The organism is Ewingella americana (genome assembly GCF_006438725.1).
Lineage (GTDB): Bacteria > Pseudomonadota > Gammaproteobacteria > Enterobacterales > Enterobacteriaceae > Ewingella > Ewingella americana_A.
The window spans coordinates 600019-620339 of sequence record NZ_RCZD01000001.1 but is presented as its reverse complement, the minus strand read 5'-3'; the positions used below and the strand labels follow the sequence as shown (position 1 = coordinate 620339).

The 20321-nt window shown below is 53.6% G+C and carries 16 protein-coding genes; 10 read left to right on the top strand and 6 right to left on the bottom strand.

All coding sequences use genetic code 11. The annotated features are described in order from the left end of the window. The first annotated feature begins 60 nt into the window (after positions 1-60). From gsiB to gsiD, 3 genes are all read left to right on the top strand, one after another. Positions 61-1614, top strand: a complete 1554-nt coding sequence (gsiB, locus tag EAH77_RS02670; RefSeq protein ID WP_140470238.1) for a glutathione ABC transporter substrate-binding protein GsiB — start codon at positions 61-63, stop codon at positions 1612-1614. A gap of 149 nt (positions 1615-1763) precedes the next feature. Further along, a complete protein-coding gene (gene gsiC, locus EAH77_RS02665; RefSeq protein ID WP_140470237.1) occupies positions 1764-2684 on the top strand; it encodes a glutathione ABC transporter permease GsiC in 921 nt (306 codons plus the stop codon). Between the two features lie 8 nt (positions 2685-2692). Then, a complete protein-coding gene (gene gsiD, locus EAH77_RS02660) occupies positions 2693-3613 on the top strand; it encodes a glutathione ABC transporter permease GsiD (RefSeq protein ID WP_140470236.1) in 921 nt (306 codons plus the stop codon). A 682-nt stretch (positions 3614-4295) separates the two neighbouring features. Here gsiD and fghA read toward each other — a convergent pair. The 3 genes from fghA to ptrR are packed head-to-tail and all read right to left on the bottom strand — an operon-like array spanning position 4296 to position 7228. After that, positions 4296-5147, bottom strand: coding sequence for an S-formylglutathione hydrolase (gene fghA, locus EAH77_RS02655; protein WP_140470235.1), 852 nt, complete (start codon positions 5145-5147; stop codon positions 4296-4298). Between the two features lie 12 nt (positions 5148-5159). Beyond that, positions 5160-6284: an S-(hydroxymethyl)glutathione dehydrogenase/class III alcohol dehydrogenase gene (locus EAH77_RS02650; protein ID WP_140470361.1), complete on the bottom strand. Its 1125-nt coding sequence runs from the start codon at positions 6282-6284 to the stop codon at positions 5160-5162. A gap of 8 nt (positions 6285-6292) precedes the next feature. Beyond that, the gene (ptrR, locus tag EAH77_RS02645) at positions 6293-7228 is read right to left on the bottom strand and encodes a putrescine utilization regulator PtrR (RefSeq protein WP_140470234.1); all 936 of its coding nucleotides are present in this window, start codon (positions 7226-7228) and stop codon (positions 6293-6295) included. 227 nt (positions 7229-7455) lie between these two features. On the opposite strand from ptrR, the gene EAH77_RS02640 reads away from it, so the two are divergent. The 7 genes from EAH77_RS02640 to mglC all read left to right on the top strand — a co-directional run bounded on the left by EAH77_RS02640 (position 7456) and on the right by mglC (position 16088). After that, positions 7456-8595: a YbfB/YjiJ family MFS transporter gene (locus EAH77_RS02640; protein ID WP_140470233.1), complete on the top strand. Its 1140-nt coding sequence runs from the start codon at positions 7456-7458 to the stop codon at positions 8593-8595. Positions 8596-8731: 136 nt separating this feature from the next. Continuing rightward, positions 8732-9394 (top strand): GTP cyclohydrolase I FolE, encoded by a 663-nt coding sequence (folE, locus tag EAH77_RS02635; protein WP_140470232.1) that lies wholly within the window; start codon positions 8732-8734, stop codon positions 9392-9394. Positions 9395-9519: 125 nt separating this feature from the next. After that, positions 9520-10677: a DUF418 domain-containing protein YeiB gene (yeiB, locus tag EAH77_RS02630; RefSeq protein WP_140470231.1), complete on the top strand. Its 1158-nt coding sequence runs from the start codon at positions 9520-9522 to the stop codon at positions 10675-10677. Between the two features lie 287 nt (positions 10678-10964). Continuing rightward, positions 10965-12011, top strand: a complete 1047-nt coding sequence (gene galS / locus EAH77_RS02625) for an HTH-type transcriptional regulator GalS (protein WP_140470230.1) — start codon at positions 10965-10967, stop codon at positions 12009-12011. Positions 12012-12263: 252 nt separating this feature from the next. Beyond that, a complete protein-coding gene (gene mglB, locus EAH77_RS02620; protein WP_140470229.1) occupies positions 12264-13262 on the top strand; it encodes a galactose/glucose ABC transporter substrate-binding protein MglB in 999 nt (332 codons plus the stop codon). A gap of 255 nt (positions 13263-13517) precedes the next feature. After that, the gene (gene mglA / locus EAH77_RS02615; protein ID WP_161985762.1) at positions 13518-15059 is read left to right on the top strand and encodes a galactose/methyl galactoside ABC transporter ATP-binding protein MglA; all 1542 of its coding nucleotides are present in this window, start codon (positions 13518-13520) and stop codon (positions 15057-15059) included. Between the two features lie 18 nt (positions 15060-15077). Continuing rightward, a complete protein-coding gene (mglC, locus tag EAH77_RS02610) occupies positions 15078-16088 on the top strand; it encodes a galactose/methyl galactoside ABC transporter permease MglC (RefSeq protein WP_140470228.1) in 1011 nt (336 codons plus the stop codon). 68 nt (positions 16089-16156) lie between these two features. Here mglC and sanA read toward each other — a convergent pair whose 3' ends face one another. The 3 genes from sanA to cdd form a co-directional block, all read right to left on the bottom strand. Continuing rightward, complete coding sequence (sanA, locus tag EAH77_RS02605) at positions 16157-17098, bottom strand: outer membrane permeability protein SanA (RefSeq protein ID WP_140470227.1); 942 nt, start codon at positions 17096-17098, stop codon at positions 16157-16159. A gap of 231 nt (positions 17099-17329) precedes the next feature. Beyond that, positions 17330-19027 (bottom strand): NAD-dependent malic enzyme, encoded by a 1698-nt coding sequence (locus EAH77_RS02600; RefSeq protein WP_140470226.1) that lies wholly within the window; start codon positions 19025-19027, stop codon positions 17330-17332. 248 nt (positions 19028-19275) lie between these two features. Further along, on the bottom strand, positions 19276-20160 hold the full coding sequence (cdd, locus tag EAH77_RS02595; RefSeq protein WP_140470225.1) for a cytidine deaminase: 885 nt from the start codon (positions 20158-20160) through the stop codon (positions 19276-19278). Positions 20161-20321 lie beyond the last annotated feature (161 nt).

Genomic DNA, 20321 nt, shown 5'->3' with positions numbered 1-20321 from the left:
TTGAGTACGTATAACGGGTAGTTTATTTTTGACAGACCAATAAAAAAACAAGGAACAAACATGACTCAGACTTTGAAGGGTAAGACAGGGCTGCGTAAAGCCATCCTCGCTGTCGCTATCGTCGGCGGGCTGGCTTCCGGTTCCGCCTGGGCGACAAAAGATGTCACCATCGCTGTAGGTTCTAACTTCACCTCGCTCGACCCCTATGACGCCAATGACACGTTGTCGCAGGCGGTGGCGAAGTCGTTCTATCAGGGGCTGTTTGGCTTTGACAAGAACATCAAACTGGTTAACGTGCTGGCTGAAAGTTACACCGTCAGCAAAGATGGCCTGGTTTACACCATCAAATTGCATCCGGGTGTGAAGTTCTCCGACGGCACCGATTTCAACGCCGCTGCGGTCAAAGTGAACCTTGACCGCGCCAGCAATCCTGATAGTCATCTTAAACGTTATAACTTGTTTAAAAACATCGATAAGACCGACGTGGTTGACGCCAACACGGTGAAAATTACCCTGAAAACACCCTTCTCCGCCTTTATCAACAATCTGGCGCACCCGTCGGCTGTGATGATCTCCCCGGCCGCGTTGACCAAATATGGTAAAGACATTGGCTTCCACCCGGTGGGTACCGGCCCGTACGTGCTGGACCAGTGGAACCAGACCGACTTTGTGAAAGTGAAGAAATTCGACGGTTACTGGAAAAAAGGCGAGCCGAAACTCGATACCATTACCTTCCGCCCGGTGGCGGATAACAACACCCGCGCCGCCATGCTGCAGACCGGCGAAGCCGATTTCGCCTTCCCGGTACCTTACGAGCAGGCCGCATTGCTGGAGAAAAACAGCAAACTGGATCTGGTGTCAGCCCCTTCCATCCTGCACCGTTACATCAGCTTCAACGTGACACAAAAGCCGTTTGATAACCTGAAAGTGCGTCAGGCCATTAACTACGCCATCAACAAAGATGCGCTGATCAAAGTGGCCTTTGCCGGTTATGCTGTGCCATCTGAAGGTCCGTTGCCGCAGGGCATCGAGTACGCCGCGAAATTCAAACCCTGGCCTTATGACCCGGCTAAAGCCAAAGAACTGCTGAAAGAAGCGGGCTACCCGAACGGTTTCACCACCACGCTGTGGTCATCGCATAACAGCAGCACCGCGCAGAAAGTGATTCAGTTTGCTCAGCAGCAGTTGGCGCAGGTGGGCATTAAAGTCACCGTCACCGCCATGGACGCCGCACAGCGCGCTGCTCAGGTCGAAAACGTGGGGCAGAAAGAGTCGGGTCTGCGTATGTTCTACACCGGCTGGTCAGCCTCTACCGGTGAAGCGGACTGGGCGTTAACGCCGCTGTTCGCCACCCAGTCAGCGCCACCAAAGCAGTTTAATACCGCGTTTTACAGCAACCCGCAGGTGGATAAAGACCTGAGTGACGCGCTGAAAACCACGGATAAAACCGAGAAAGCCAAACTGTATGCCGATGCGCAGAGCAAAATCTGGGCCGACGCACCTTGGGCATTCCTGGTGACCGAACGTCTGGTGTCGGCCAATAACAAACGCCTGATCGGCTTCTATGTGATGCCGGATACATCGTTCAACTTTGATAATGCCGATATCAAGTAACATCGTTTGAATTAACAACGTTACATTTTAGGGGAAACGCGGTGATGCTCTTCCCGCCGGGAGGAGCACGCCGCGGTCGCCCCGTGTATCTCGGGCTAAACCTAAACGGTTTCACAAAAGCGAATATTCATGAACGTACCTGATTTGCCATGTTGAATTACTTTCTAAAACGATTACTTGGCCTTATCCCGACGCTGCTGATTGTGGCGGTACTGGTATTCCTGTTTGTGCATCTGCTGCCGGGCGACCCCGCAAGGTTGTTGGCCGGGCAGGATGCGGATCAAAGCGTGGTTGAATTGGTGCGTAAAGATCTCGGTCTCGACAAACCGCTCTACCAGCAATTTTTCACCTTCTTCTCCCATGCATTGCAGGGCGACTTCGGCCATTCGATGGTGTCGAAACGTCCGGTGATGGATGAAATCGGTTCTCGTTTTCTGCCGACCCTGTGGCTGACCCTCACCAGCATGGTGTGGTCGGTGATTTTTGGTCTGGTGATTGGTGTGGTGTCTGCCGTTTGGCGCAACCGCTGGCCGGACCGTCTGGGTATGGCGCTGGCCGTTTCAGGTATCTCTTTCCCGGCTTTCGCCCTCGGCATGCTGCTGATGCAGGTCTTCTCGGTGGAACTCGGTTGGCTGCCCACTGTGGGTGCTGATAGCTGGCAACACTATATTCTGCCTTCCATCACCCTCGGCGCGGCGGTAGCGGCCATTATGGCGCGCTTCACCCGTGCGTCATTTGTGGAAGTCATGCAGGAAGATTACATGCGCACCGCGCGGGCTAAAGGTGTGCATGAGTTTTTTGTGGTGGTCAAACATGGCCTGCGCAATGCCATGATCCCGGTGGTGACCATGATGGGGCTGCAATTTGGCTTCCTGCTCGGCGGCTCAATTGTGGTGGAGAAAGTCTTCAACTGGCCGGGTCTCGGACGGCTGCTGATTGATTCTGTCGAGATGCGCGACTACCCGGTGATCCAGGCCGAAGTGCTGCTGTTCTCGCTGGAATTCATCCTGATCAACCTGTTGGTGGACATGCTGTACGCGGTCATCAACCCTTCAATCCGATACAAGTGAGCAAGCGCATGAAAAACTGGCGGCGAAATGCCGTGCTGGCGTCGATGCCGGTAATGACCGCGGAGTCGGTACAAAAACAGACGGTGCGCACGCCATGGAAAGCCTTCTGGCGACGCTTTCGTAAACAGCACATCGCGATGGCGGCGGGCGTTTTTGTCCTGCTGATGATCGCCATAGCCGCGCTCGCTCCGTGGCTGGTGCCGTTTGATGCCGAAAACTATTTCGACTATGACCGACTCAATCAGGGGCCCTCGCTGGTGCACTGGCTGGGCGTCGACTCTCTCGGGCGGGATATCTTCAGCCGTATCCTGATGGGCGCGCGGATCTCATTAGCCGCAGGTGTCTTGTCCGTCGTATTAGGCGGAGCGATTGGCACAGTACTTGGGCTGATGGCCGGTTACTACGAAGGCTGGTGGGATCGCATCACCATGCGCATTTGCGACGTACTGTTTGCTTTCCCCGGCATTTTGCTGGCGATCGCGGTGGTTGCTGTGATGGGCAACGGGATGTCGAACGTGATCATCGCCGTGGCGATTTTCAGCGTCCCGGCTTTCGCTCGCTTAGTGCGCGGCAATACGCTGGTGCTGAAACATCAGACCTATATTGAATCCGCGCGCAGCATCGGCGCATCGGACGCTGTCATCCTGTTTCGCCACATCCTGCCCGGTACGCTCTCGGCCATTGTGGTCTATTTCACCATGCGCATCGGCACGTCAATCATTACCGCCGCCAGCCTCTCATTTCTCGGCATGGGCGCACAGCCCCCGACGCCAGAATGGGGTGCGATGCTCAACGAAGCCCGCGCCGATATGGTGATGGCGCCACACGTGGCGATTTTCCCAAGTTTGGCGATATTCCTGACAGTACTGGCGTTTAACCTGTTAGGCGATGGGCTCAGAGATGCGCTTGACCCCAAGCTAAAGGGGTGAGTTTTGGGGGGCGGCCCAAATGCCGCTTTTAAATTCAACTTTAAATTCAACTTTAAATTCAAATTCAAATTCAAATTCAAATTCAAGGTCGTGGGCGTCGGCCCACACCGACCAAGGGAGCCGCGCGCGACTCCCTTGGAACCCTGCGCTATAAACAACAGCAGCTGCGCTGGTCACAATGGCCGTGTTTCAGGAATTTCTGTTATAGCCGCAAACTCCGCCGCTGCGCGGTACTCTCAGTTCGGGCTTCAACCCGCGTAAACCCCACGCGGTTTTCCGCCTCTCCCTCGACGTCGTTTTGAACGCGGCTGAGGCTTTTCTAAATTCAAAACCAGACTCGTTTTTATCTTTTAAAAATGCGTGGGCCGCATTCAAAAATGGCGCTGAGCAAGAGGTGAAAAACCGCGAGTGTTTTTTCGCGGGTTGTAACCCGCAGCGAAGGCACCGCCTAAGCGGCGACATTTTGCGGCTATCACTGAGATACCTGGAACACGGCCATCCCGATTCAGCGATAGCGCGCAGTTAAAAAACGCAGGATTCCAAAGGAGGTTCGTTTAAACCTCCTTTGGGCCCGTGTGGGCGGCGAGCCCACGACCTTGACCTTGAATTTAAAGATTTAAAAGCAGGTTAGGGCAGCAGCCCAAGGTTTAGCGGTGTGGGCGGCGAGCCCACGACCTTGACCTTAACCGTGCAACCACCTTGCATGAAACCTCAGGTGATCCTCAATAAACGTCGCTATCGTGAAATAGCTATGATCATACCCCGGCTGCGCCCGCAGCTGTAACGGCCAGCCGCGCTGACGGGCGATCTCCACCAGTTTCGACGGCTGTAACTGATCGGCCAGGAACTGATCGCCATCGCCCTGATCGACTAAAATCGGGAACGGTTTTTGATCTTTCGGCAGGGCGCTCAGCAAATGGCAACTGTCATATTGCAGCCACTGGGTTTCATCCTCACCGAGGTAGGCACTGAAGGCTTTGCGGCCCCACGGCACCTGACACGGATTGACGATGGGCGCAAAGGCGGACACCGAGCGAAAGCGCTGCGGATTGCGCAGTGCCAGCATCAGTGCGCCGTGGCCACCCATGGAGTGTCCGCAGATTGATTGCTTGTCGCTGACGCTGAAATGCCCGGCAATCAGCGTGGGCAGTTCATCAATCACATAGTCGTACATGCGGTAATGTTCGGCCCACGGCGAACGAGTGGCGTTGAGGTAAAAACCGGCGCCCTGGCCCAGATCGTAACCTTCGTCGTTAGCGACGTTGTCGCCACGCGGGCTGGTGTCCGGCATGACCAGTACCAGACCGAGTTCAGCGGCGATGCGCTGCGCGCCTGCTTTCACCGTAAAGTTCTCGTCATTGCAGGTTAGCCCTGACAGCCAGTAAAGCACCGGCGGCGGGTTATCATCGCGCGGCGGCGGCAGGTAAATGCTGAACGTCATGCTGCAATTGAGGCTGCCGGACGTATGGCGGTAGCGCTGCTGCCAGCCGCCAAACATCCGGTGTTCTTCGAGAAGTTCTATCGAGCTGCTCATCGCCAGAATTCCTTATTTATTAAAGTGAATAACCGTGCGAATTGACTTCCCTTCATGCATTAAATCAAAGGCTTCGTTGATCTGTTCGAGCGGCATGGTGTGGGTGATAAAGTCATTGAGGGCGAATTCGCCATCCAGATAACGCTGCACGATGCCCGGCAACTGCGAACGGCCTTTGACGCCACCAAATGCTGAACCGCGCCATACGCGACCGGTGACCAGTTGGAACGGACGGGTGGAGATCTCTTCACCGGCACCGGCCACGCCAATAATGACTGATTCACCCCAGCCTTTGTGGCAGCACTCGAGTGCGGAACGCATCACGTTAACGTTGCCGATGCATTCGAAAGAGAAATCCACGCCGCCGTCGGTCATTTCGACGATCACGTCTTGAATCGGCTTATCGAAATCTTTCGGATTGATCAGATCAGTGGCACCGAGTTTGCGCGCCAGATCGAATTTGCTGGTGTTGAGATCAATCCCGATGATGCGGCCCGCACCGGCCATCACCGCGCCAATAATCGCCGACAGACCAATGCCGCCAAGGCCGAAGATCGCCACGGTATCGCCTTTCTGTACTTTGGCGGTGTTCATCACCGCACCCATGCCGGTGGTGACGCCACAACCCAGCAGGCAGACTTCTTCCAGTGGCGCTTCTTTGTTGATTTTCGCCAGTGAGATCTCAGGAACCACGGTGTATTCGGAGAAGGTCGAGGTGCCCATATAGTGGAAAATCGGCTTGCCGTCTTTGAAGAAACGCGTCGTGCCGTCGGGCATCAGGCCTTTACCCTGGGTGGCGCGGATCGCCTGACACAGATTAGTTTTGCCGGATTTACAGAATTTGCACTCGCCACATTCCGGGGTGTAGAGCGGGATCACGTGGTCGCCCACGGCTACGCTGGTGACGCCTTCACCGAGCGCTTCCACCACGCCGCCGCCTTCGTGACCAAGAATGGCCGGGAAGACACCTTCAGGGTCTTTGCCGGACAGCGTGTAGGCATCGGTATGGCACACGCCGGTCGCCACGATGCGCACCAGGACTTCGCCTTTTTGCGGCGGCATCAGGTCCACTTCTTCGATGGACAACGGCTGATTAGGGCCCCAGGCAACTGCCGCGCGGGTTTTGATCATTTTCATATTGGTGCTCATGGTAGTGCTCCTGAATTCATCACCGGGTGGTTTTCACCGGCAATCGGGTGTTTTAGCAACGGCACGACGCCGTCATTTTGTACGATTATCAATTCTTTCAGTGCCCGGACATTGGGGCTGAAGGCATCACGTCGCCAGATAAGCCAGGTGGCCGTATCGGCGAACTCATCAGGAATTTCATTGACCTGCACGCGCTCGTGGCCGGGCAGTTGCTCGAGTACGCTGCGCGGCACCATGGCAATGCCTGCACCACTGGCGACACAGGCCACCATCGAATGGTAGGACTGAATTTCCATGGTGTTAGTGACCGACAGGCCGGTGTGTTTTATCCACGCCTGTAAGCGGGAGCGGTACGAACAACTTGGGCGGAAGGCGAAAACGGTATGGCCGGGGCGACCGGGCGGATTTTCCAGCGGTGATTCACCGAGCGGGGAGATGACCACCATGCGCTCGCGAAAGGCGATGCAGCCATTGATGTCGTCAAAGTCGATCGGTCCATCGACCAGTGCCGCAGCCAGACGCCCGGAACGTACACCATCGATGGTTTCGCCGGAGGTCATGGTGGTGAGCGACAGCGCCACCTGCGGATAGTGCTGATGATAAGCCGCCAGCAGGCCCGGCAAGCGGGTGGCTGCGGTGCTCTCCATGGAACCCAGCGCAAAACTCCCGGCCGGTTCACCGGCATGGGTGATGCTCATGGCTTCATCGCTCAGCGCCAGAATGCGCTGGGCATAGTTGAGGAAGTTGTGACCCATCGCCGACAGGCGGATGCGCTGTTTTTCACGGATGAACAGATCGGTGCCGAGTTCCAGCTCAAGCTGGCGCAGGCGGGTGGTCAGGTTCGACGGTACGCGGTGCAGTTGTTCAGCGGCGCGGGCCAGCGATCCCGTTTCGGCCACACTGCAAAACATCCGCAGTTGGGTGAGATCCATTATCTGTTCTCCGGGGCTAGAAAGTGTGCTGTTCTCTAAAAGGAAAGAACTTGGTGATTATTATTCAGTTTTCGTGATTGTATCTTTGCTGCATCATGACCACAACATTCTTTTAACCCTGTTGCTGGGGAAAGAGAGAAATTCACTGTTTTCGTACAGTTGCATTGAGTATGTTTATTCATTGTTTCTTATATGTTGCGTTTCAGTTTCTTCATGGCGGAGCGGTTATGGCATTTCGTATTGCATTAAGTGGTTTTCTGGCTTTTGTGGTGGCGATGGGCATCGGGCGGTTTGCCTTCACGCCGCAGGTGCCTTTAATGATAGCTGAACATCAGTTCACCCTGACCGGAGCCGGGCTGGTGGCGGCAGTGAATTATCTTGGGTATCTGTGCGGGGCTTTTGACGCCATGCGAGCTACCCGGCATCTGGAGCGCCGCCTGTGGCTGGGCGTATGGGGCGCAGTGGTACTGACGCTGCTTTCAGCAGCGGTGACCGGTGAAGTGCTACACAGCGTGATCCGCTTTATGATTGGCTGGACCAGCGGCTGGGCGATGGTGATGGTGGCCGCATGGTGTAATGAGCGGCTGATGCACTATGGCCGTCCGGCCATGAGTGCGGCGGTATTTGCCGGGCCGGGTGCGGGGATTTTTCTCAGCGGAATGCTGGCGGTGGGCATTCATAGCCTGCAGCTCAGTTCCGCGCAGGCGTGGGCCGTATATGGCGTGCTGGCGCTGATCTTTATTGCCTTAATCAGTGTGAATCTGCCGCGCAAAGGAGAGTTACACCGCGCTCACGTGGTGGCGGAGCCGCTGAAAATGACGCCAGCGCTCAAACGTCTGGTGCTCAGTTATAGCCTGGCCGGCTTTGGTTATATTCTGCCTGCGACATTTTTGTCGCAGATGGCGAATGCTCGTTTTCCTGACAGCCTGTTCGCGCAATTTGTCTGGCCGGTATTTGGCGGTGCGGCGGTGATTGGGATTGTTATCGGTATCCTGACCCGCCACCGTCTGACCAGCCATACGCGTCTGGCGCTGACGTTATGGGCGCAGGGGCTGGGGATCCTGTGTGCTGAAGTGGTGCCGGGCGTAACCGGGCTGGTGCTTGGCGCGCTGTTGGTCGGCGGTGGTTTCCTCAGCGTCGTTCAACTGGCCCTGCAATATGGCCGCGAGCTGGCGCCTAATCACAGCCGCTACCTGGCGGGTTTGCTGACCACCGGCTATGCCATTGGTCAGCTGTGCGGGCCAATATTATCCGCGGTCTCGACGTCGCTGACTCATCGTCTGGAACCGGCGCTGTATGTCGCGCTGGTGGGGTTTATTATTGCCGGGGCGCTGGTCGTGCGCCGCCCGGTGGCAAACCTGCAATGATAACTTGCAGCTATTTCATTCATCATGAAACACAATCACTGGATTATGGATCCGCTCTCCACTACAGTAAGCCACCTCAATTTGGTGTGATCTGCATCAAATTGACTACATTTGCGGGAGCTGCTGGAGAGAAAATATGTCGACATTGAGTAAAGAAGCCATTCTGGTCCATGAGGCATTAATGGCCCGTGGTCTGGAAACCCCACTGCGTGAACCCTTGCCTATCGATAATGAAACGCGTAAACAGCGGATTCAGGAGCATATGACGGGCATCATGCAGTTGCTCAATCTTGATCTCACTGATGACAGTCTGACGGAAACGCCACGCCGCATCGCCAAGATGTATGTGGATGAGATCTTCTCCGGTCTGGATTACGCCAACTTCCCAAAAATCACCGTCATCGAGAATAAGATGAAGGTGGATGAAATGGTGACAGTGCGTGACATTACGCTGACCAGCACCTGCGAACATCACTTTGTGACCATCGATGGCAAAGCCACCGTGGCCTATATTCCGAAAGATAAAGTGATTGGCTTGTCGAAGATTAACCGCATCGTGCAGTTCTTCTCGCAACGTCCGCAAGTGCAGGAGCGTCTGACCCAGCAAATTTTGCTGGCGTTGCAAACCCTGCTGGGTACCACCAATGTGGCCGTGTCGATTGACGCCGTTCACTATTGCGTTAAAGCCCGGGGTATCCGTGACGCCACCAGCGCCACCACCACCACGTCGCTCGGCGGGTTGTTTAAATCCAGCCAGAATACGCGTCAGGAATTTCTCCGCACAGTGCGCCACTCTTAGTAACAGAAAACGCAGCAGCTTTCGCTGTTGCGTTGCTGTTGCCACGCCAGTGACTTCGGATGTCGTCTTCCCCTTTTTGATTTATTCTTAGAAATCCCCCTCAATTCCAGAAAGGAACATCAGGAATGCGCCCACGTATTGCCACGCTGGACTTTGCCCGTGGCATCGCCATTTTCGGTATTTTACTGCTTAATATCAGTGCGTTTGCTTTGCCGAAAGCGGCCTATCTGAACCCGGCATTTGCTGGTCAACCGTCACCCCGCGACGCCTGGACCTGGGCTATTCTCGACGCACTGGCGCAGAGCAAATTCCTGATGATGTTTGCCATCTTGTTTGGTGGCGGTATTTATCTGCTGTTGCCCCGGGGTAAACACTGGATCCAGTCGCGTCTGTCGTTGCTGGTGATGTGCGGTCTGCTCCACGCCACCTTTTTCTGGGATGGCGATATTCTGCTCTCCTATGGTTTGATCGGGCTGGTGTGCTGGCGGATGGTGAGGGAAGGGCGCAGCAGTCAGTCGCTGATCCACACCGGCATCGTGCTTTATCTGATCGGTGTGGCGGTGCTGTTGATGCTGGGATTTATCTCTACACCCAAGCCGGGGAGTTTCTGGCTGCCCGGTCCGGCGGAGATCCAATATGAACAGTTCTGGAAGCTGAAAGGCGGACTGGAAGCTATCCGTAACCGCCTGGATTTGCTCTCATCAAGTCTGATTGCGATTGGCGTGCAGTATGGCTGGGAACTGGCCGGGGCGATGTTGCTCGGGGCCGGGCTGATGCGCAGCACCTGGTTACGCGGCGGCTATAGCCTGCGTCACTACCGGCATCTGGCCGCACTACTGTTACCGTTTTCATTGCTGATTCAAATTCCGGCGATTTACCTGCAATGGCATCTCGGTTGGGACTACCGCTGGAGCGGTTTTTTGTTGCAGGCACCCCGTGAAATAGGCGGTCTGATGCAGGCTGTAGGCTATCTCGCGCTCTGTTATGGCTTCTGGCCTGCGCTTTCTCGGCTGCGCCTGGTGCACTGGATTTCCCAGGTCGGACGCATGGCGCTGACCAACTACCTGTTACAGACGTTGATCTGCACCACTTTCTTCAATATTTTCGGTTTCTACCAACAGTTCGACCGGCTGCAATTACTGGCGCTGGTTCCCCTGGTCTGGGCCATTAACCTGCTGGTGACACTGGCCTGGCTGCGATATTTCCAGCAGGGACCGGTGGAGTGGGTGTGGCGAAAATTGACGGTCAGGGCGTCCGGCGTGGAGTTAAAAACGCAGGGCTAATATTCATCAAAATAATGAATTTGAGAGAGACGTTGCAAAATTGTATGTAAACGTTTTCTTTCCTGTGACGAGATTCACGCAGGTGTTTTCGCAAAGCGTTTAGGATAGCGGTCGTGCAGAGTTAGCCGATCGTTACACTAAAACAGGAAACACCATGATCACTGTACTGCGGCCTTACTTGAGGTCCTTTATCACCACCTGGGCGTTATCCCTCAGTTTTCCTCCCTATTCCTTTCGGGCCGATGCGGCTCGCGTAACGCCTGCACCGTCAGAACACGGAGCGGCCTATGGTCACCATTCGTGATGTAGCCAAACTGGCCGGTGTGTCGGTCGCGACGGTATCGCGTGTGCTGAACAATCCCGCCATTGCCAGCAAAGAGGCCCGCGAACAGGTGTTGCAGGCGGTAGCCGTGCTGGGTTACCGGCCCAATGCCAACGCACAGGCGCTGGCAACGCAAAGCAGCGACACCATTGGTGTCGTCGTCATGGACGTTTCCGACCCTTTTTTTGGTGCACTGGTTAAAGCGGTAGATATGGTCGCGCAGCGCCATCAGAAGTATGTGCTGATTGGTAACAGCTATCATGAGGCAGAAAAAGAGCGCAATGCGATAGAAGTCCTGATCAGACAGCGCTGTAACGCGCTGATAGTGCATGCAAAAGCGTTAGGAGATGCTGAGCTTGCGCGCTTTCTCGATCAAGTGCCGGGTATGGTGCTGGTCAACCGCGTGATCGCCGGTTATGAGCATCGCTGCGTCTGTCTCAACAATGTCGTCGGCGCGGAAATGGCCACGCGTTTGTTACTGTCGCAGGGGCATAAGCGTATCGGTTACATCGGTTCGAACCATGGAATTGAAGACGAATTGCAGCGCCATCAGGGATATCTGGCAGCGATGACGGCGGACACGTCAGGGACAATGACGCAGGCACGTCAGTCACCTCCAGACAGCTGGCGGGCGCAGGGGTCACCGGATTTGCAGGGCGGAGAAGCGGCGATGGTTGAATTATTAGGCCGCAACCTGCATCTGAGCGCCGTTTTTGCTTACAACGATGCGATGGCAGCGGGTGCGCTGGCGGTGCTGAAAGAAAACGGTATCAATGTTCCGCAGGATTTTTCACTGGTTGGCTTCGATGATATCCCGATTGCGCGCTACACCAGCCCGAAATTAACGACGGTTCGCTATCCAATTGTTTCTATGGCGACATTAGCCACTGAACTGGCTCTTCAGGGGGCCGCAAACCAGCTGGTAGCAGGGGTTTCGCACTGTTTTATGCCCACGCTGGTCAGGCGCCATTCGGTTGCACCCTGGCAAAATGTGGCACCCGTCACTTATTGATTAAATAACGGTGTGTAACCGTTTTCAATCTGTGAGAACTTTCACAGTTTATTAACATCGGCGCCATTATGATTCATGCGTTTTCTATATGAATTAGTTTTAGTCCGAACGTACGGACAGGTTTCACAGCGAGTCAGGAAGTCAGACGTCAAGGAAGGCAGGCACCGCACGATTGTCGAGGCGCGGACGCACTGCTCCCGCAGGGATTGCCGGTGCCAAATTCTGTAACACCCTACATAACCGGAGATACAAATGAATAAGAAGGTCTTCACCCTGGCGACTCTGGCTGCAAGCATGATGTTTGGTTTTGCCGCGCATGCTGCCGATACAAAAATCGGCGTCACCGTTTACAAATATGATGACAACTTCATGTCAGAAGTTCGCAAAGCCATCGATAAAGATGCAAAAGCTTCTCCAGATGTGCAACTGCTGATGAATGACTCGCAAAACAGCCAGTCCACCCAGAATGACCAGGTCGACGTCATGCTGGCGAAGGGTGTTAAGGCGCTGGCAATCAACCTGGTTGACCCGGCTGCGGCCCCGGTCATTATTGAGAAAGCCCGCGGTGCTGGCATTCCTGTTGTTTTCTATAACAAAGAACCTTCCCGTAAAGATTTGGACAGCTACGACAAGGCTTATTACGTAGGTACTGACTCTAAAGAGTCTGGCGTTATCCAGGGCGAACTGATTGCAAAACACTGGAAAGCGAACCCAGCCTGGGACCTGAACAAAGACGGCGTGATCCAATACGTGCTGATTAAAGGCGAGCCGGGCCACCCGGATGCCGAAGCGCGTACCAAGTACGTCATCAGTACGTTGAATGGTAAAGAAGGTCTGAAAACCCAGCAGTTACAACTTGATACCGCCATGTGGGATACCGCACAGGCGAAAGACAAGATGGATGCCTGGTTGTCGGGTCCAAACGCTAACAAAATCGAAGTGGTTATCGCCAACAACGATGCGATGGCAATGGGCGCTGTAGAAGCACTGAAATCTCACAACAAGTCGAGCATTCCAGTCTTCGGTGTGGATGCATTGGCAGAAGCGCTGGCGCTGGTGAAATCCGGTGCAATGGCCGGTACCGTGCTAAACGATGCGACCAATCAGGCTAAAGCGACGTTTGATCTGGCGAAAAACCTGGCAGCAGGTAAACCAGCAGCTGAAGGCACCAACTGGAAAATTGAAGACAAAGTCGTCCGTATTCCTTACGTGGCAGTAGATCAAGACAATCTTTCTAACTTTGTTAAGTAAAGACCCGTCATTTTTTATGGCGAAAGGCACAAAGTTGGGCTGATAAGAAATAGCTAAATATATAGCTAAGCAGTGGCATTAATAAGTAATAAAAGTGAAAGATGTTTTTCGCTTATAGGTTGAACGACGTTAATACCTGCTAACAGGACGTTATGTCGGAAACGCCGGTCAGTTCGCTGACCGGTCGTTTTAACGATGTCAGGAATTAATAACTCAGTTTCTTTTTATTTTTAGCCTGGTACAACTATGGCCGATATGAACAGCCCTGACATAATATTGTCTGATAAAAACAGCGAGCAACAGCGTGAGTTTTTGCTGGAAATGAGTGGCATCAATAAATCATTTCCTGGCGTTAAGGCATTAGATAATGTGAATTTAAAAGTACGCCCGTACTCTATTCATGCCCTGATGGGCGAGAATGGCGCGGGAAAATCCACATTATTAAAATGCCTGTTTGGTATCTACAGCAAAGATTCCGGCACCATTCTTTTTCAGGGGCAGGAAGTCAATTTTAAAAGTTCGAAAGAAGCGCTTGAACAGGGCGTGTCGATGGTTCACCAGGAGTTAAACCTGGTGTTACAGCGTACCGTGATGGACAACATGTGGCTCGGGCGTTATCCGACCAAGGGCTTCTTTGTCGATCATGACAAGATGTACCAAGACACCAAAGCCATTTTCGACGAGCTGGATATTGAGATCGATCCGCGCGAAAAAGTGGGTAAGTTGTCGGTTTCACAGATGCAGATGATCGAGATTGCCAAAGCTTTCTCCTATAACGCGAAAATCGTGATTATGGATGAGCCGACCTCTTCTCTGACCGAAAAAGAGGTCAACCATCTGTTTACTATTATCCGCAAGCTGAAAGACCGTGGCTGCGGCATTGTGTATATCTCTCATAAGATGGAAGAAATTTTCCAGCTGTGCGATGAAATAACCATTCTGCGCGATGGTCAGTGGATCATTTCCCAGCCGCTTGAAGGCCTGGACATGGATAAAATTATCTCCATGATGGTGGGCCGTTCTCTTAGCCAGCGTTTTCCAGATCGCCTGAATGTACCGGGAGAGGTCATTCTTGAAGTCCGTAATCTGACGTCGCTGCGCCAGCCTTCCATCCGTGATATCTCCTTTGATTTACACAAGGGTGAGATTCTCGGGATTGCCGGTCTGGTCGGTGCAAAACGTACTGATATCGTGGAAACCCTGTTTGGGATCCGCGAGAAAGTGGCCGGTACCATTAAGCTGCATGGCAAGAAAATTAATAATCACAGCGCCAACGAAGCCATTAACCACGGCTTTGCCCTGGTCACCGAAGAGCGCCGTTCTACCGGTATTTATGCGTATCTGGATATCGGCTTTAACTCGCTGATTTCGAATATCCGTAATTACAAAAATAAAATGGGCTTGCTGGATGTCGGTCGCATGAAAAGCGATACCCAATGGGTTATCGATGCGATGAGAGTGAAAACGCCAGGGCATCGTACCAGTATTGGTTCGCTCTCTGGCGGCAATCAGCAAAAAGTGATCATTGGCCGCTGGTTATTAACGCAGCCTGAGATCTTAATGCTGGATGAACCTACGCGCGGTATTGACGTTGGGGCTAAGTTTGAAATTTATCAGTTAATCACCGAACTGGCGAAAAAAGAGAAAGGGATCATTATTATCTCTTCCGAAATGCCAGAACTTCTGGGAATTACAGACAGAATATTGGTTATGAGCAATGGACAGGTTGCGGGGATTGTTGACACAAAAACAACGTCGCAGAATGAAATCTTACGCCTTGCATCCTTGCACCTCTAATTTTTAAGGGTTCTTATTATGAAAGCATTAAATAAGAAAAGTTTGCTCACTTATTTAAAAGAGGGCGGGATTTATGTGGTGTTGCTGGTATTACTGGCAATTATTATTATCCAGGATCCAAGTTTCCTCAGCCTGGTCAACTTAAGTAACATTCTTACCCAATCCTCCGTGCGCGTCATTATTGCACTCGGCGTAGCGGGTCTGATTGTGACGCAGGGGACTGACTTGTCAGCCGGGCGTCAGGTCGGTCTGGCTGCGGTGGTTGCGGCTACCATGCTGCAAGCGATGGACAACGTTAACAAGGTGTTCCCGAGCCTTGACGTTGTGCCTATTCCGCTGGTTATTCTGACCGTCTGTATTATTGGCGCACTGATCGGTTTACTCAACGGTATTATTATCGCGTATCTGAACGTAACGCCATTTATTACGACCTTAGGCACCATGATCATCGTTTACGGTATTAACTCACTGTATTACGACTATGTGGGTTCCTCACCGGTAGCTGGTTTTGATCCGGGCTTCTCGCATTTCGCACAGGGCTTTATCCACCTGGGTGGCCTGAAGATTTCCTATATTACCTTCTACGCGCTGGTGGCTATTGGCTTCGTCTGGGTACTGTGGAATAAAACCCGTTTCGGTAAAAACATCTTCGCCATCGGCGGTAACCCGGAAGCGGCGAAAGTCTCTGGCGTTAACGTACCGTTAAACTTGATCATGATTTATGCTTTATCCGGCGTGTTCTATGCCTTCGGCGGTCTGCTGGAAGCGGGGCGTATCGGCAGTGCCACCAACAACCTCGGCTTTATGTATGAGCTGGATGCTATCGCAGCCTGTGTGGTCGGTGGGGTATCTTTCGCCGGGGGGGTAGGTTCTGTTGCGGGGGTGGTGACCGGGGTACTTATCTTCACCGTCATCAACTACGGCCTGACATACATTGGCGTTAACCCTTACTGGCAGTACATCATCAAGGGTTCGATCATTATCTTCGCTGTGGCGCTGGATTCACTGAAATACGCCAAGAAGAAGTAAGCGCTATTTCAGCACTGAGAGTCGGTAAATAAACCAAAGGGCGCCCCGGCGCCCTTTGGCGTTTCATATCAATGGGTGAAAGGCCGTGTCTGTGAGAACGGGTTTCTACCGGGAACGGTTGGAATAGCAGGCGCCGGAGCCGGAGTGACCTCTTCGGTGTCGTCTTGCTCGGCATCGCGGGCGTCCTGCTCGGCTTTAATTCGGGCGGCTTCTGCTGCCGCTGCCTTGTCTGCTGCCGCTTTCTCTGCGGCCACTTTGAGCTGTGCGGCTTTTTCTTCGGCGACTTTTTTCTCATCGGCCAGACGTTGTTGTAATACCAGCAGCTGTTCTGGTGTCACCGCTGGGTAGCCCTGTGCGTCGTCGGGAATATGTTGTACGGCTGGGATAGGGATCAGCGGGCCGAGAAAACGGGGTTCGCGTTTAAGAATATAAAGATCCGTCAGCGCACCGAGACGGGCAAAAATTTCGCGCACCCGCACGGTCATAATATCTTTCGGTGATGGCACGGCAAAACACTGCGCCTGAATGCCCATATGCAGCGCGATGTAGAGTGCACGCTCACAGTGGAAACGCTGGGTGATGATGATGAAATCATTGGTGTCGAACACCTTGCGGGTGCGCACGATGGAGTCCAGCGTGCGGAACCCGGCGTAGTCGAGCACGATATCGCTAGACGGAACACCTGCTGCCATCAGGTCACGGCGCATGGTCATAGGTTCATTGTAACTTTGCTGGGCGTTATCACCGCTGAGCAGCAGATATTTCACTTTGCCGCTGTTATAGGCGTTGATGGCACCCTGAATGCGGTAATGGTAGTACTGGTTCGGAACGCCAGCCCGGTAATATTTCGCCGTGCCGAGCACCACACCCACCTGGCGGTGCGGTAATTCCTGCACTTCATCATAGATAAAATCTTTAGTTTTCCAGCTCATCCATCGGTCAAGCCCAATAGCGACAACCAGCATCAGAATGATGATGCCGGTGAAGCCTAAGAGGAGCCTTTTAAACATGGTTGTGCCCTGTGTGGAAGTTAATAGCCGGAAACCAGGATTTCAAGGCTACTTGACCTGTGAGAACCATGCAATAAGCACAAAGCGCGATCGCGGGGCTTCGCGGAAATTTCCAGCGTTTTTCAGTGAATTACTCCAGATTTTGGAATCAGCGCTGCATTTTGCAGATAAAAAAGGGCCAATATTCTTTAACATTGGCCCGGACACGTTATGACGCAAAATCTCTTTCAGTTAAAAGGAGGTGCGTTTGTAATCGCGGTACTGCGGTGCCCAGAAGTTATGTTCGATGGCTTTAGACAGCGCATCTTCTGAGGTCACCATGGCCACTCCCTGCAATTGTGCCGCTTTACCCACTTCCATCGCGATGCATTTTGATACGCCCTGAATATCGTCAACGTCTGGCAGCAGAGAACCTACGCCGTCGGTCGCCAGCGGTGAACACTCGGCCAGCGCGCGGCTGGCGGCCATCAGCATGCCATCAGTGACGCGGGTTGCACCCGAAGCGACGACCGCCAGACCAATACCTGGGAAGATATAGGAGTTGTTGCACTGGGCAATGGGGTAGACCTGACCTTTGTAATGCACCGGCGCGAATGGGCTGCCGGTTGCGACCAGCGCCGCACCGTCGGTCCAGTTGATGATATCGGCCGGTTGCGCCTCAACGCGTGACGTCGGGTTGCTCAGCGGCATGACAATCGGGCGGGCGCAGTGTTTATGCATCTCGCGGATCAACTCTTCGGTGAACAGCCCCGGCTGGCCTGATACGCCAATCAGCACGGTCGGTTTGGCATGACGAACCACATCCAGCAGCGAGATGCTGTCATTGTTCAGCCCCCAGATGCTCAGGTCGGCACTTTTTTGCGTCAGTTTGCTCTGAAAATTCAGCAGGTTAGGCAGTTTGTCGGTCAGCAGGCCGAATCTGTCCACCATAAAGACCCGTGCACGCGCCTCTTCTTCGCTCAATCCTTCGGATTTCATTTGGGCAATGATCTGTTCGGCGATGCCACAACCGGCGGAACCGGCGCCGAGGAAGGTCACCGTCTGGTCGCGCAGGCGGCTGTTCGCTGCTTTACAGGCGGCAATCAGACTGCCGAGCGTCACGGACGCCGTGCCCTGAATGTCGTCGTTGAAGCAGCACAGTTCGTCGCGGTAGCGGGTCAGCAACGGCATGGCATTTTTCTGTGCGAAGTCTTCGAACTGTAACAGCACGTTCGGCCAGCGTACTTTGACGGCTTCAATGAACTGATCCACGAAATCGTAGTATTCGTCGCCGGTAATGCGCGGGTGACGCCAGCCCATATAAAGCGGGTCATTGAGCAGTTGCGGGTTATTGGTGCCCGCATCCAGCACGACCGGCAGGGTGTAAGCCGGGCTGATGCCGCCGCAGGCCGTGTAGAGCGACAGCTTACCGATCGGGATGCCCATCCCACCGATGCCCTGATCGCCAAGGCCCAGAATACGTTCGCCGTCGGTCACTACGACCACTTTAACGTGCTGCTTGGTGGCATTTTGCAACATGTCGTCGATGTGGGCGCGGTTCGGATAAGAGATAAACAGCCCGCGTGCGCGGCGATAAATGTCCGAGAAATGTTCGCAGGCTTCGCCTACGGTCGGGGTGTAAATCACCGGCATCATTTCGCTGAGATGGGAGTCAATCAGGCGGTAAAACAGGGTTTCGTTAGTGTCCTGAATATTGCGCAGATAGATATGCTTATCGATATCGGTTTTGAAATCCTGAAACTGGCGGTAAGCGCGTTCTTCTTGTTCTTCTATCGTTTCAACGGCTTCTGGCAGCAGTCCGTGCAGGTTGAAATTACTGCGCTCTTCTTCGGTAAAGGCACTGCCTTTATTGAGCAGCGGGAATTCCAGCAGGATAGGGCCTGCATGGGGGATATACAGCGGGCGTTTACTCTCGTATTCAAGTTCCATTGATTTTACTCTTCAGGCTCTCGGAGCGGGTGGCTGATTTCTTAGTATTCACTATGTTAGGAAGCTGATCCTAAGAGATTAAGTAAATATGTACAGTATTTGTTATCAGTCTATGACGAAAGGCCGGGAATTTGTGATTTGTATCGAGTTTCTGCAGGGAAGGGTAACAATGGCAACGGAGGATTTCAAATCAGGGTGCATTGACGGGCAGCGGCGAAGAAGCCCCCGTCAATGTGTTTAGCGGGAAATTACAATGTCAGGGCAGTAAGTTCATTGCAACCCAGCGCGGCCAGCGTTGAACGGGTGGCATCGCGCTGGCTGACCAGCGGTTGTGAGCGTTCAATCAACACTGCGCGGCGCACTTTCAGGCAGTCTTCGCCGGAAAGATTCAGCAGGATAAGCGCGCCCTGTAACGGCGGCAGGCTTGGGTTGAAAGCGGCGTTTTCAGCATAGCGCCCGGCAAATATTTTGCCGCTGTGGGTTTCCAGTGCGATACCACTGTGCGACTGACTGTAAGGCGCATGGCTCTGGTTGCAGGCCTGCAACGCCTGCTGGGTCAGGGCATCAGTCTCTGTCAGGGTGTAACCGTGGTCGACCTTATCCATTAGCAGCGTGGCGATATCCAGATCTTTCGGGCCGAAGGAGTAGGGCAGGTAGTCGCCAAGTGTCGCGACGTCGCGGTCCGGCAGATGAATATTCAGCTCAGTACCGCTGTTGAGTTCATTCATAAACTGGCGACAGTGGCCGCACGGCGTGTAGTTGACGGTGATGGAAGCCAGTTTGGCTTCGCCGCGCAACCAGGCGTGAGTTACGGCGGACTGTTCAGCATGCACGGTTTGTTGCATGGATGCGCCGCTGAACTCCATGTTAGCGCCGAAGTAAAGATTCCCTGAAACCCCACGGGCGACGGCACCGACGTGGAAATGCGAAATTGGCGTAATGGAACAGGCAGCGGCGAGCGGTAGCAATGCAAATGCCAGTGCATCATCATCCAAACCGGTTTGCGCACGGACGTCGGCAACCTGCGCGGCGGTCAGCATAGCCGGGAAATCGTCACGGCGGAGTAACGGTTCGAGTGCGGTCTGAAGAGCGGCGGGCAGTGTGGCGAATGCGTCAGAGAAACGGGAATGCATGAGGTGTGATCCTTCAGGATTTACGGGAAATCATTCTATGAGCCTTTTACCTGTTTTTATGTGACGTGTATCTCTATTTTTATGAAAATTGAATGCGTTGTTGCAGGGATGCGAGATGTCTCGCAAGTTTTGTGTGGAAAATACTTTTTCCCGCGCATAAA

Coding starts and splice junctions, on each gene's coding strand:
- yeiB (WP_140470231.1), top strand. CDS start 9,520: ATGCGCCCACGTATTGCCACGCTGGACTTTGCCCGTGGCATCGCCATT.
- ptrR (WP_140470234.1), bottom strand. CDS start 7,228: ATGGATCTCACCCAACTGCGGATGTTTTGCAGTGTGGCCGAAACGGGA.
- gsiC (WP_140470237.1), top strand. CDS start 1,764: ATGTTGAATTACTTTCTAAAACGATTACTTGGCCTTATCCCGACGCTG.
- mglB (WP_140470229.1), top strand. CDS start 12,264: ATGAATAAGAAGGTCTTCACCCTGGCGACTCTGGCTGCAAGCATGATG.
- galS (WP_140470230.1), top strand. CDS start 10,965: ATGGTCACCATTCGTGATGTAGCCAAACTGGCCGGTGTGTCGGTCGCG.
- gsiD (WP_140470236.1), top strand. CDS start 2,693: ATGAAAAACTGGCGGCGAAATGCCGTGCTGGCGTCGATGCCGGTAATG.
- mglA (WP_161985762.1), top strand. CDS start 13,518: ATGAACAGCCCTGACATAATATTGTCTGATAAAAACAGCGAGCAACAG.
- mglC (WP_140470228.1), top strand. CDS start 15,078: ATGAAAGCATTAAATAAGAAAAGTTTGCTCACTTATTTAAAAGAGGGC.
- folE (WP_140470232.1), top strand. CDS start 8,732: ATGTCGACATTGAGTAAAGAAGCCATTCTGGTCCATGAGGCATTAATG.
- EAH77_RS02650 (WP_140470361.1), bottom strand. CDS start 6,284: ATGAAAATGATCAAAACCCGCGCGGCAGTTGCCTGGGGCCCTAATCAG.
- EAH77_RS02600 (WP_140470226.1), bottom strand. CDS start 19,027: ATGGAACTTGAATACGAGAGTAAACGCCCGCTGTATATCCCCCATGCA.
- sanA (WP_140470227.1), bottom strand. CDS start 17,098: ATGTTTAAAAGGCTCCTCTTAGGCTTCACCGGCATCATCATTCTGATG.
- EAH77_RS02640 (WP_140470233.1), top strand. CDS start 7,456: ATGGCATTTCGTATTGCATTAAGTGGTTTTCTGGCTTTTGTGGTGGCG.
- cdd (WP_140470225.1), bottom strand. CDS start 20,160: ATGCATTCCCGTTTCTCTGACGCATTCGCCACACTGCCCGCCGCTCTT.
- fghA (WP_140470235.1), bottom strand. CDS start 5,147: ATGAGCAGCTCGATAGAACTTCTCGAAGAACACCGGATGTTTGGCGGC.
- gsiB (WP_140470238.1), top strand. CDS start 61: ATGACTCAGACTTTGAAGGGTAAGACAGGGCTGCGTAAAGCCATCCTC.